The organism is Paraburkholderia phenazinium (assembly GCF_900100735.1).
Taxonomy (GTDB): domain Bacteria; phylum Pseudomonadota; class Gammaproteobacteria; order Burkholderiales; family Burkholderiaceae; genus Paraburkholderia; species Paraburkholderia phenazinia.
Map to the genome: position 1 here is coordinate 257987 of NZ_FNCJ01000009.1, position 13771 is coordinate 271757.

The window sequence follows — 13771 nt, forward strand, 5'->3', positions numbered from 1 at the left end:
AGGCCAGAAAGACCCGATAGAAGCTAAAGGCGTTCAAGCAAAGCCGGCAGATTTGAGCGCCATGGATTCGTCGGTGTCGTGTGCACAAGGCTGCCATGGTGGTGTATTGGCATCCCGCTGTCGAGTAGTGGCGGACAAAGCGTGCCCGTCCGCAACTATCGAAACACCACGGTTTTAGGAGCTTTCGCGCGCCGTGCGGCGGTGCGGCGCGCCTTGAGCTTCTTGAACCAGATAACAAGGCCGGTCGCGCTCAGCAACGCCACCATCACGCCCATGAAGCTGACGAGGACGCGTCCAGGCAGCCCCAAAATACGTCCTGAATGCAGCGGGAACTGCGCCTGCATGAAGACATCCCCAGCGCTCCCACGCCACGGCACCGAACCGCCTACCTGGCGCCCGGTCTGCGCGTCCCAATAGATCCATGCATTGCCAAGGCTGCCGTCAGCGTAATCGCCGCCCGGCTTGAAATAGCCCACGCCGTACAGATTGAGCGAGGCGATTTCGAAGGTCGCGCCCGGCGCGGCGCTCAACTTCATCTCCTGTCCGGCGGCTGTCGCCAACGCTACGATGCGCTCGCGGCTCAAGCTCGCGGCACCGGCCGGATGCGGCGCAAGCAGTTCAGGATTGCTTTCGGGCTCGGGCGTCAGCGTCGAAAAGAGCGACACGACCGGCCGCATGACAGGCTGCGCGAGGTTCATCCCGATCGAGGTCAGCGCAATCACGCCCAGCAGCCCCCACACCCATACGCCGCCCGAGCGATGCAGGTCGAACACCAGCGCATAGCCGCCACGCTGGACCCGAAACGCCAACGACTTGCGCCACGCCTTGAAGCTCGGAAACGCCAGCACTAGCGCAATCACACTATCGAACAACCAGACGATCGCGACGATCCCCAGCAACCAGACACCAATGGCGATACCGTTGCCGGTGGTGGGCAGATACAGCGTGTAGTGAAACTGATAAAGGAACGGCATCAGATTGAGCCGCTTGAGCGACAACGCGCCCCAGTCGCGGCGCGCCTGGATGCGCCCGGTAGCGGGATCCACGGCGATCTGATTGAAGCCCAGCGCATAAGGCTGGCCGGTGGAGGGATCGCGCCGACCCTCGACGCGCATCAGCAGGGTTCGGCCCGGCACCACGCCCAGCGGCAGATAGGTCACGCGCAGGTGCGGGTCTGCGGCCTCGACCCGGTTGGCGAGTTCCAGTGACGACAGCGCAGGGGCGGCCGAACGTGCGTAGTAGAACTCAGGGTTCAAGAGCGCATCGAGCTCCTGATTCCACGCGATAACGGCGCCTGTGAGACCGGAGACGAACAGGAACAGCGCCGTGCCGATGCCGAACCAGCGATGCAGGCGGACAAGTATCGGTCTCATCGGCGTAACGGCACGGGCATGCAGGCGCCGCGCGGCGCCTGAACAATGTCGTCATGCGGCATCGGCGCCCGCATTTAGAACTGCATCGTCGCACTCACCACGGCGGTGCGCGTCGGCGACGGTGCAACGTAGTAGCCCCAGGCCGTGGTCCAGTAGCGGCGATTGAACAGATTGTTGATGCCCGCGCGCAAGGTCACGTCCTTGCCGGCGATCCGCGTGTCGTATCGGCCGCTCAGGTCGTACGTCACGTACGACGGCACGAACTGGGTATTCGCGGCATCGACGGCCATGTCGCTCACATACTTGCCGCCAAACGCGAGCGTAAGCGGTCGCAGATACGACGGGTTGTATTCGATGCGGCCCGTCGCCGTGAAGCGCGGCGCGCCGTAGACACGCTTGCCGTCGATGCTCGGGTCGTCGATATCGACGGCCTTGGCGTCGAGCCACATCACCCCGCCGAGAATGCGCCACTCGTTGGTGAGCGCGAGCCAGCCGCTTGCATCGACACCGGTATAGCGCTTGGTGCCGTCTTGCACGAAGACGTTGGCGGTGTTGGTGTAGCCGTAGCCCTGGTCGACGCGGAACAGCGCCAGATTAGCGCCCCACTTCGCGTGATCCGTCTTGACGCCGACTTCATATTGCTTGCTGCGCAAGGGGCCAAAGGTAGCCGGATAGTTGACGTTGGTGTTCGATGCCGAACCGCCCTGCTCCAGCGACTCGACATAGCTCGCATAGAGTGTGGAATACGGATCGGTCTTGAACATCAGCGCGACGGTCGGCGTGACCGGGTCCGCACTGTATTGCGACGTCACCGCGCTGCTCGGAGCGTAGACGTCCTGGCGGAACTGCGTGTAACGCAGACCGAGCAAGGCGGAGAAACGCGAGGTGAACTGCACGGTGTCGCTCGCGTAAAGCGCGGCCTGAGTGGCGCGCGACTGGCGGTACAGATTCTCGCCGATTCCGACCTCGGCATTGGTCAGCAACGAACTGCCGTACAGATTGCCGGTGCCGAGCGAATAGCCGCTGTTCCAGCCTGTGCTGTTGTCGTATTCGCTGGTCTGCGACTGAAAGCCCGCACCGATCACGACGTCATGCTTGATGACGCCGGTATTGAACTGCCCCTGCACCATCGCGTCGACGTTCTGATAGAAGTAGCGCGTCATGGCGGCATACAGCGTGTTCGTATAGTCGCCTGCGCTGTTCGTCACGTACAGCAGACTATCGGAGTTGGTGCGGTTTTCCTTGGCGAAGCGATACTTCAGGCTCGCGTGCCAGTTATCCGAGAGACGATAGTCGAGACCCGTGCCGAACGAGGCCATCTCCGTCTGATAGTAATTCTGCGGCTGCGTAAGGTCCCGGGTGATCGAGCTCGCGTCGGGAATGCCCAGCCCGGAACCGAACATCAGGCCGAACAGCGTGCCGTTGGTTTTGCGCTTCTGATACAACGCGTCGGCGCTCCAGGTGAGATCTGGGGTAATGCGGAAGTCGAGCGCCAGCGACGCCACCTGGCGGCGCACGTGACCGTTCTGCTCGGCGGTATTGCCGTCTTCGTTCACCAGGTTGAGCCGGTAACCGAAGCGGTTGTCGTTGCCGAAACGCCCGCCCAGATCGAGCTTTTCGCTGAACACGCCGGCCGACTCGTAACCGACCGAAATGCTGCGATACGGATCGTCGGTCGGGCGCTTCAGGACATAGTTGACGATCCCGCCCGGCGAGCCGAAGCCATACATGAACCCGGACAGGCCCTTGAGCAGTTGCACCTGTTCGAAGGGCTCGAGCGGCAGATCGGTGTCCCACGACGGAAAGCTCTGAGCATCCACCTTGATGCCGTTCAGGGTATCGACCGGCATGCCGCGGATGCTGAACATCGAGTTTTCGCTGATCCGGTTGCTGCTGCTGACCGCGGCGGCCGGGTCGTACATGAACAGATCGTTGGCGGTCGACGCCATCAGATCCTCAGCCTCCTCGCTCGTCACAACGTGTGTGGAGAACGGCGTGTCCACCTGCTTGCGCGAACCCAGCGCGCCAGCGCTGACGGTGTCGGTCTGGGTGGGGGAGTCGGCCGTCGCGGTGACGCTGACGACGGGCAGTGTCTCCGCGTCCGTCGCAGCGCTTTGGGCCCAGCCAGGTGTCGAGAGCGTCGAGAGCGACAAGCCGACGCTTGCAAACAGCGCGGCACTGAGAAGCGAAGGAGTACGGTTCGCGCCGCGGACAAACGCGGGACGACTGGCGGTAGACAGGTTCAGCATCGTGTTCGGATTGAGCGCAGGCGCGAACAAACGCCCGTGCAGCAAGGCTTGCGCGGGACGGAAGCGCTCGTAGCGGTTGTGGTTAGGCGGAATGCATATTTGTGAACGCGAATGATAATGCGAGTGATTCTCATCTGCAACATAAATCTTGCGGAGAGCTTTCTGGGATGCCGTGAGGGAGGGCAACGGCCAGGAGCCACGCCTTCGAGCGGCACGTGCGCCAGCCGGGCCACTCCCTGATCGAGCAATGCGCGTCGTGGGCAAAAAAAAGCCCCGAGGCTCGCGCGCTCAGGGGGTGCGCATTATTCGACGACCCGTTATTTATCCGGACTCCTGATGAAGTCCGTCGGCATATAAAAAAAGCCGGCGCAAGCCGGCTGAAAGACTCTAGCGATTTCCGAGGGGTCGCTAGAACCTGAGAGAGACCACATTATGCTCAAGTCGAGAGCATGCATTCCTCCAATAAGACTGCAAAACCGGCATCACATTAGCGTTTTGCGATCTTCGTCCGTGTGTCCGCCGTGTGCCGGCGGCGCCGCACAATAGGCAGGTTCCGCTCGCATACCTGGGGTGATGGCACAGTAAGCAGGCTTTGCTTCCATCCCCGGTGTGATCGCACAGTAAGCCGGCTTCGCTCCCACCCCCGGTGTGATCGCACAGTACGCTGGCTTCGCTCCCACCCCCGGCGTAATCGCACAGTACGCTGGCTTCGCTCCCACCCCCGGTGTGATCGCACAGTACGCTGGCTTCGCCTCCACCCCCAATGCGGTGCCAAACTCGCGCGCCATCAATTCGCTTGTTGCCCCCGCCAATTCGAACAGACGCGCTTCATCCTCGGCCCCATCGATACCCACGTAGGGGTTGTGGTGCAGCACGTAGCCGAAGATACGCTCGCAATCCGGCGCATAGCGCTGCGTATCGAGAATGTGGGCGTGCCAGAACTGATCCACCTCCTCGCCCGGTACGATCGCGACCGTGGGGTACTTCGCCGACAATTTCAGGAATTGCCGATACCCAAGCTCGGCTCGCGTCACCGTCTCCGGAGTCCACCCACCGTCATGCCGATGAAGCAACTTCGCCTTCATCCGGTCGAACTCAAGCTCGTCGATTGCCTGCCAGGCCCCCGCTACATCCCGTATTTGCTCTTGCATGGTAAAGCTCCTTTCTCGTGTGGTGAGCGCGTCTGCAGAATGATGTTCAGACACGCACGGCTTGCGGATCCTGCTCTTCGGCAAGACCGCGATCCGACCGGCGACTCAAAAAGGCGGTCATGTCGCTGGCAGGAATAGGACGGCTGAAGAAGTACCCCTGGACTTCATCGCAGCCTTCATTACGCAGAAAATCGATGTGCGCCTGAGTCTCGGCGCCCTCGGCGACGACCTCCAGGCCAAGGCTGTGTCCGAGCGCAATAACCGCGCTGGCAATCTGCGCGTCGCTCTCGCTGTCGGGCACATCGCGGATAAACGACCGGTCGATTTTCACCACGTCGATCGGGAAGTGGTTCAGATAGGCTAACGATGAATACCCGGTGCCGAAATCGTCGATCGACAGGCGAACACCCGTTCTCTTCAGACTCGTGAGCCAGCCGGCTGCCTGTTCGGGATGGCGCATGACCATGCTCTCGGTCAACTCCAGCTCGAGCAACTCACCGGGCAGTTGCGCGTGTTCGAGCGCCGCGACAATCTCGGTGTGCAGATGCGGATCGGTAAACTGGCGCGCCGACAGATTGACGGACACGCGTATGGGTCCGAGGCCTTGCGCGAGCCACTCGGCGTTCTGCCGGCATGCCTCGCGCAACACCCACGCCCCAATCGGAACAATCGCACCGGTTTGTTCGGCCAGTGGAATGAAATCCGATGGCATCACCAGTCCAACCGTTGGGTGATTCCAGCGGATCAGCGCCTCGACGCCGGTACACCTGTTTGAGCTCAGCGAGATACGCGGCTGGTAGTACAGCACGAACTCGCCCCTGTCGACCGCAAACCGCAGATCGGACTCCATATCGATACGGCGCTCGAGAGACGTACTCATCTCGCGGACGTACAGTTGGTGCGTATTCTTGCCCCGCTGCTTGGCGCCATACATCGCGATATCCGCATGCTTGAGGAGCGTCTGGGCGTCGTCGCCATCGCCGGGGAACGAACTGATGCCGATACTGGCGGTCACCGCCAATTGCCTTCCGCTCACCATAAACGGATCGGCAAGCGCGGCCCGGACCGCATCGATGGAGCGATTGACATCAGTTGGCTCGTCCCGCTGTCCCTCGACTAGCACGATGAATTCGTCCCCGCCCAGACGGGCGATGATCCCGGTCTGCGTCACCTGCTGGCGCAGCCGGTCGGCAACGGCACGCAGCAGCAGGTCGCCAGCGTTGTGTCCAAGCGAGTCGTTGACGTCCTTGAACTGATCCAGATCGATAAAGAGGACATAGAGTACGGTCTCGTCGCGGCGTGCGCGCAATAGCGCCTCTTCGAGCTGGTCCCTGAACATCAGGCGGTTCGGCAAACCAGTCAGCACGTCGTGATTCGCGATGAAGCGCAGATTCTCTTCAGCCTGGCGCCGCAGCAGGAAGTGGCTCGCCTGGATGGCGACCGAGCGCGCCATTGCCAGCGCATGGGGCTCCGTCTGGCGCCGGTCGCGCGCATAGAATTCCGCCATGCCGAGCGTCGTTGAACCGGCACGCAACGGGAAGGTGAACACCGTCGTGATACCCGCCGCCGCGAGCCATTCGGCGTGCGCGAGGCGCGTCAAGGTATGCTGTCCCGAGCTCCAGCAAGGCTCCGTTGCGCCCTCCGCGGCGGCAGCCGATGGGCTATCCCGTCGCGACAGCAGCCAGCGCTCGAGTTCCGGGACGCGCGTGCTATAGGTGACACCAAGCGATTGTCGCTGACTGTGTTCGGTCGGCCAGAACGCACCCGCCTCCCAGCCCATGCCATCCACCAGCACCTCGATCAGTTGCCTGAACACGTCGAACTCGCTCGTCGCCGTCGCCAGTTGCAGGGTGATGGCATGCTCCTGCTGCTGTGCGCGCTCCGCCGACTTGCGTTGCGTGATTTCCAGCGCGGTTCCACGCAGTGCCCGCTGATCGGGCGAACCGTACGCGTGCCCGATCAGATGCAGCCATCCTCTTCGCCCCCGCGAGGACCGGTAGCGGCATTCGATCTGGAACGGGGCACCGGTACGAAGCGTCCGGTTGGCGCAGGCCGCGAGCTTCGCGCGATCCGCCGGGTCGATCAGGTTCATCAGTGCCGCCGGGGTCGGCGCCCCGCGTCGCCAACCGAGGAGGCGAATCATCTCGTTCGACAGAAGGACCATCTTGCCGTCGGGACTGATCTGCCAGTCACCCAGATGGGCAATGCGCTGTGCTTCGGCGCGGGCGATTTCGCTCGCCCTGAGCGTATGCGTGATCCGTTCGGCCAGCCTGACGGCACGCACCCGCGAACTTGACAACGCGTAGCCCAGCGAGCTCAGCAGCACGCTGATCACCGTGCCCGCGATCGCGGCAAATATCGGCAAACGGCGTTGCGTACCGCTCAACACGGCCGGATCAGCGGCGAAAACAATCAGCCAGCGTCGCCCACCAAAGAGTTGCACCAGACTCGTCGACAATTGCCGGCCATCGGCTGCTGCCACGCCAGGCGCGCCAGGCACGCCGCCGGGCCGCAGCGATGGCTCGGCAGCAGACGCGCCGGCGGCGCTTGCAGGACCGCGCGCCATCTCGCCGACGCCGGCGATGCTATCGAAGAGCATGGTGGACGGCGATGGGGACACGACTGGCGCTTCGAGCGCGCCTGCGTCATAGATGCGGAAGTGAATCACGCGGAGCGTCTCATCGCTGAGCAGCCCGGTCATCAGATCCTTGACGCGGATGCCCGCTCCGACCGAGCCGATATACGCGCGCCGACGCTCACCGACCGTATCGTGCAACATGCCTTTCCGGTAGACCGGCAGCCGCAATGCGATACCAACGTGCGGGTTGCTGCCCTCCGCCAGAATCAGCCGCCCACTGCTGACCGGCTGCCCGGTGTCGCGTGATCGCTCGAGGGCCGCCAGGCGCCGTGGCTGCACACCGAGGTCGAGGCCAAGCGATGGCAGATTGGGCGCCAGCGGTTCGACATAGGACAAGACATAGTAGTTATGGCGCAAGCCAGGCGGACTGATTGCGAAATCAATGCCAGCATCGCGCAAGATCGGGTCGCTGCGCTGGCTCGCAACGAACTGCCCGATATCGGCATCGCGTATGTACGGCGCGTAGTTCAGCGTCTGAAACCCGGGGTAGCGCTCGGGAAGATTGAGGCCATTTACGAAGTCGCGAAACTCACTACGCGACACATTATCGCCCGCACTAAACAGCGCCTGCATCGTCACCAGTACATCGGAATACAGGCGTACCCGCGTCTCGATTCTCTGCTGGACGTCGCGAGTATCGTTGTCAAATCGAAGTTTCGCCTCGCGCTGGATCAATTGCGCAGTGACTGAATACACCACCACCGTCGCCGCGAGGCCGAGCAGAAGCATGCCCAATGCAAGGCCGATCGCATAAGCACGTTGAACTGGGCGCAGTAATCGCCCCCACGTCTGGCGCATATCCGTCCCCCGGAATACGGCACTAACAACAATCGCGGTTTGCCGGCTGGGCGTTCAGGCTCATGCCCCGGAAAACTTTACACGCGAATTGCAGACATCCTCACAAACTGATCTGACAACCTGCATCGATCAATTACCGCCGTATCGTCTTTTGCACTCAAACCGTGCAATTGGCATGAAATGGTGCAAATCCGACAGTTTTACCGAGACTTAAATATCTGCTTTACGTCGACCGGTATAAATTCATCCGCCTTTTGTAGCAACGGCAGAACAGCCCGAAATAATCTCCTTCAATATTTTCTGTTTGTGTGCATTTAGCTTAGACGATACCAGCCTTTTGCCTAGCTATCAGGAACCCTTATCGGGAATTCCTCGATTGAGATGTAATTGCTACCGCCAGCAATGCTGTGGAGTCCAGACCGATTGGGGGCTGAAATAACGCTAGAACGTGTGTCGCAGACCGAGTGATACGATCGTTTGTGTATTCGAGCTGGATGGCGACAACAGGAACAGCTCGGCCGTGACACCCGAGCTGGCACGCAAATAGACAGCGTTGAGATACAGGTCGGTGCGACTGGAGAGAATATAGTCCGCGCCAACTGCAATCTGGTTCCAGTGTTCGCCGTCGAGTTTCGAGTACGCATAGCTGGCGGCCAGCATAACGGCCGCGCTCACCTTGTACTGGGCGTTGCCCTCCCCCGTTCGCAGGACGCTCGATTGCCCGTGGTTCTGGAAGTCCACCAGCGTAAACAGGCCTTGCAACGAGACAGCCCCAAGCTGATAGCCCGCCGCCACACCTGACACGACCAGCTTGTCGAAGGTTGGCGGCGTGGACAGGGTGCCCAATGCCCCTGATCCGGACAATTGCGTACCCAGTACCGAGGTTCCAATACCGAAGGTGGCCTGGAAATTGTGTATCGCGGTATAGGCGGCCGCGAGGTGCAGCGGGCCTTGCGCATAGGTGGCGCCGAAGCTGCTCGCGCTATTGGTGACAAAATCCCCCGGTTGACCGCCAAACGCATAAAATCCGCCCAGCTGCAGGCCTGCCAGGGTCGGGGTTACGTACTTGACTGCGTTGTTGATGCGCTCGCCGCCCAGCCGGTCCAGATCGCCCAGATGGAAGGCAAATACGCTTGGGATCAGACTGCCGGCAGAGAACGCCGACAGGTTGCTCGTCATGAAGTCGTACTGGCGGCCTAACGTGACGGTTCCCATGCGGTCGCTTGCCAGACCGACATACGCCTGCCGGCCAAATTCCAGACCGCCCTGTCCCAGCGTGCCATTGTTGATGCTAAAACCGTTTTCGAGCCTGAATATCGCCTGATATCCGCCGCCAAGATCCTCTACTCCACGGAACCCCCAACGGTCGTTGCGGGCCACGCCGCTCGACTGGGCCCAGGCATGGCCGCCCTTTATGTTAGTCGTGTAGGTGAGCGCCCCATCCACGATGCCGTAAAGTTGCACGCTACTCTGTGCACGGGCCTCATTGGCCGGCAACAACAGGCCGGCCACCATGGCGCCCAGGATCGAACAGGATGCGAATCGATGGATCCCATGCAACCCGACTGTACGCCCCACAGGATATCGAATGAGGCATTGCTTGCGTCGCGTTAAACGATTCATCGGCAGTGCTCCCTGGAGTCAACCTGGCTTATTCTGGACAGTCGCAAGCGCCCGTCAAGGGAATATTGGTTCGAGCATGTGAGATTACAGAGCCCCGCGTTGTTAATCGGGGACGATGGACATGGCAAACGAGTGAAGGTTTGCCTGATAAAGGTAATGCTTTATCTTCGATATGGCTACTATCCCTGGCTTTCGCTCTGAGATCACAGGGAGCGGTTCGCGAGAAACGCCTCAGCCGTGCGAGGTGCGCGTATCTGTCAAAGTCGTTTCGATCTGTCTTTCCTGGTCGTGCAGCGCGCGCATTTCATGCTCGGCAATGAAGGACATCAGCACGCGCGCATACAGCGACTGCTCTGTTCATACACCGCGACGCAGATCCCTGATCCGCGCCCACGAACAAGCAAAATGGCTTGCTGAACCACGGGTAAACGGCGGGCAAAAGCGCTGCAGGACGCTACGAGAGGCGCCCGGATGACCTGTGAGGATAATAGATCGACGAAAACCGGTCGTAGTCGCAGCGGCGGATCAGACCACTGAATTGGCTGAATGCGCCAATTGAACCAGCTGGGCGCGCAGGAAGCGAGCCGGGACGGTGGCGATTCCGGAGGGCTTTGGTCCCCGCAAGATCGCGCCGTCGACCAGAGTTGGCGCTTTAGCTGTCGACCAGAGTTGGCGCTTTAGCGCTTACTTTGGTCCCATGCATAGCACTTACTCTGGTCCCTTGCAGAGCACTTACTCTGGTTCCATGCAGAGCTTTGAAACTGGCTCGATACGTTACACCGACACCATCAGGTAAGGATTACCCTTGCCCAGCTCATAGCGCTGCGCCTTGAGTTCCATCCGCGCAATGCTCTGCAGATGAACCTCGTCCGGCCCATCTGCGAAGCGCAACGCACGGCCCCACGTCCAGCTATCGGCCAATGGCGTGTCGGGGCTCAGCCCCATCGCGCCGAACACCTGCATCGCCCGCTCGCACACGGCGGTGTGAACACCCGGTACGAGCGCCTTGATCATCGAGATATCCTTGCGCGCCGCCTTCGCACCCACGTTGTCGATCATCCACGCGGTTTTGAGAACAAACAGCCGCGCCTGATCGATTTCGATCCTGGACTTCGCGATCCACTCGGCGACCGTCCCGTGTTCGAACAGCGTCTTGCCGAATGCCGTGCGTGCCTGGGCGCGTTCCACCATCAACTCGAGCGCCAGTTCCGCAGCGCCGATCGAACGCATGCAGTGGTGAATCCGTCCCGGCCCAAGGCGTGCCTGCGCAAGCGCAAAACCGCTGCCCTCTTCGCCCAACAGATTCGACCGGGGTACACGCACCCCTTTGAATTCGATCTCGCAGTGCCCTTCCGGCGCCACGTGATTGACCACCGTAATATTGCGGATCACCTTGACGCCCGGTGTATCGCGGGGCACGAGAATCATGCTCTGCTGACTGTGGCTCGGCGCGTCCGGATCCGTTTTGCCCATCACAATGAAGAGCGTGCAATTCGGATGGGCTGCGTTCGTGATGAACCACTTCCGGCCGTCGATGACATAGTCGTCCCCGTCGCGACGAATCGACGTCGTGATATTGGTCGCGTCCGAGGAAGCCACCGCCGGCTCCGTCATCGCAAACGCCGAACGGATCGTGCCGTCAAGAAGGGGTTTAAGCCACTGCTCGCGCTGGGCGGGCGTGGCAAACATATGGAGCAGTTCCATATTGCCCGTGTCCGGCGCATTGCAATTGAAGACCTCGGGCGCCCACGACACCCGCCCCATGATTTCAGCCAGCGGCGCGTACTCGAGATTGGTGAGGCGGGTACCTGGCTCGTCATCGCGCAGATGCGGAAGGAACAGGTTCCAGAGGCCCTCTTCACGCGCCCGCTCCTTCAAGTCCTCCATAAAGGAAACCGGATATTGACCGGCATGCACTTCCTCGTGCCATTGTCGGATGCGCGGAACGATGTGAGCGTCCATGAATGCACGCACCTGGGTGCGCAGCGCTTCGACTTTCGGGGTATAGGCAAAGTCCATTTCTTTACTCCTTCAGAATCGTGATCAAGCTCGTCGAAGAATCGGCTAACCGAGCGGTCAACACCGTGCTTCGGCCACGCGACTAGATCGTCAGTCCACCGTCGACGACGATACACTCGCCATTGGTATAGCTCGCCGCGTCGGACACCAGGTAAAGCACGGTGCCCGCCATCTCACGAGGCTCCGCGTGGCGCCGCAGCGGGATCTGCGACACCCAGCTTTCATAAGTCGTCTGATCGGCGAACAGTGCCCCCGCAAAGCGGGTTTTGGTCAATCCGGGGAGCAGCGCATTCACTCGAATCCCCAACGGCCCGCACTCTTTCGCAAATGCCCGCGTCATGTTGACGACGGCGGCTTTGGTGATCGAGTAGATGCCCTGCCGGTCGCCAGGCTGCAAGGCATTGACCGAAGCCGTGTTGACGATCGCCCCGCCGCCGTGCTCCCGCATCAACTTGCCCGCCTCCACGGACATGAAGAAGTACCCGCGCAGGTTGACTTCCACCGTCTTTTCGAAGGACGACAGATCGGTGTCGAGGATGTGGCCAAAATACGGATTGGCCGCCGCGTTGTTGACAAGGATGTCCAGACGGCCATGCAGTGCACGGATGTGCTGGAAAATCGCGAGAATGTCCTCGAGACGCCCCACATGGCACGGTTGCGCTTCCGCGCTGCCGCCCGCTTCCTTGATCTCGCGTACGACGGATTCGCAGTCTTCCCGCTTGCGGCTCGACACAATCACGTGGGCACCCTGTTCGGCGAGCAGTTTGGCGATCTCCTCACCGATACCGCGGCTCGCGCCAGTTACCAGAGCAATCTTTCCTTTCAGATCAAACAAATTAGTAGTCACAATCAGTCTCCCTATCTCTACGTTTCGTGTTTCCAGCTTGTCTTCAGATCAGGTCAGTGGCCATCCTGGCGAGCGCCCCAGCCATCTCCCCCACCTGGCGCGCTTTTTCATTCGATGCGTTACCGCTAAGGGCCCGCTTCTTCACGCCTTGTGCGATAGCGGCAAGCCGGAAGAAGCTGAACGCCAGGTAGAAGTTCCAGTTCTCAATCGATGCAATCCCCCGTAGCTCGCAATACCTCTCGACAATCGATTCCTCCTCAGGCACCCCCAAGGCCGCTCGATTGAGGCCTGCAAGTCCGGCGATATGGCTGCTGGGCGGGAGCCGCAAGCACATGCAGAAGTACGCGATGTCAGCCAGCGGATTGCCGAGCGTGGAGAGCTCCCAGTCCAGAACTGCGCGAACCTGCGGCGCACCGTGCGTAAAAATAAGGTTATCGATACGGAAGTCGCCGTGCACGAGCGTTGGCTTTCCGCCTTCCGCTGGACAGTGGGCAGGCAGCCAGTCGATCAGCGACTCCATCGCCTCTAGTGTGTCGGTCTGTGCGGCGCGATACTGCTTGGTCCAGACGTCGATTTGACGCGCGAAATAGTCGCCCGGGCGGCCGTAGTCCGACAATCCGGCTTCGTCGATATCCACGTCGTGCAGAGCCGCCATCGTGCCGAGCAATGCGTCGTAAACGAAACCGCGCTCCTCGAGCGGCACTTCGGGCAGCGCCGGATTCCAGAAGATTCGCCCGTCTTCGTAGCTCATGACGTAAAACAGGCTGCCGATCACGTCGCGGTCCTCGCAAAGGTGAAAGGCACGCGCAACAGGGAACGCTGTCCGGCCGAGCGCCGACAGCACGCGAAACTCACGATCGACGGCATGGGCGGACTTGAGCAGTGCGCCCGGAGGTTGACGCCTCAGCACGTATCGACCGCTTTGCGCGTGCAAAAGAAACGTCGGGTTGGATTGTCCGCCCGGAAACTTCTCGACAGATAACGGCCCTTGAAAGCCGGGCACGTGCACGGTCAGATAACGTGTGAGAGCTTCGAGGTCGAAGTGAAGGCTGGCGTTCATGATCTAGAAGAGA

Annotated in this window: 8 protein-coding genes; all 8 read right to left on the reverse strand. The window is 61.0% G+C overall.

From position 1 onward, the window contains the following. Positions 1-155: 155 nt before the first annotated feature. Entirely contained in the window at positions 156-1373 is a 1218-nt protein-coding gene (locus BLQ92_RS21320; protein ID WP_090686507.1) for a PepSY-associated TM helix domain-containing protein, read from the reverse strand. 74 nt (positions 1374-1447) lie between these two features. After that, positions 1448-3622: a TonB-dependent siderophore receptor gene (locus BLQ92_RS21325; protein ID WP_090686570.1), complete on the reverse strand. Its 2175-nt coding sequence runs from the start codon at positions 3620-3622 to the stop codon at positions 1448-1450. A 482-nt stretch (positions 3623-4104) separates the two neighbouring features. Next, positions 4105-4773, reverse strand: coding sequence for a glycine-rich domain-containing protein (locus BLQ92_RS21330; RefSeq protein ID WP_090686508.1), 669 nt, complete (start codon positions 4771-4773; stop codon positions 4105-4107). Between the two features lie 46 nt (positions 4774-4819). Beyond that, positions 4820-8140 carry a bifunctional diguanylate cyclase/phosphodiesterase gene (locus BLQ92_RS21335; protein ID WP_090686509.1) on the reverse strand — a complete coding sequence of 1107 codons (3321 nt, stop codon included), beginning with the start codon at positions 8138-8140 and terminating at the stop codon, positions 4820-4822. Positions 8141-8650: 510 nt separating this feature from the next. Continuing rightward, entirely contained in the window at positions 8651-9724 is a 1074-nt protein-coding gene (locus tag BLQ92_RS21340) for a porin (RefSeq protein WP_175772198.1), read from the reverse strand. An 882-nt stretch (positions 9725-10606) separates the two neighbouring features. Continuing rightward, on the reverse strand, positions 10607-11851 hold the full coding sequence (locus BLQ92_RS21345) for an acyl-CoA dehydrogenase family protein (protein ID WP_090686511.1): 1245 nt from the start codon (positions 11849-11851) through the stop codon (positions 10607-10609). An 82-nt stretch (positions 11852-11933) separates the two neighbouring features. Then, complete coding sequence (locus tag BLQ92_RS21350) at positions 11934-12698, reverse strand: SDR family oxidoreductase (protein ID WP_090686512.1); 765 nt, start codon at positions 12696-12698, stop codon at positions 11934-11936. Positions 12699-12741: 43 nt separating this feature from the next. Further along, entirely contained in the window at positions 12742-13758 is a 1017-nt protein-coding gene (locus BLQ92_RS21355) for a phosphotransferase (protein ID WP_090686513.1), read from the reverse strand. Positions 13759-13771: the final 13 nt, after the last annotated feature.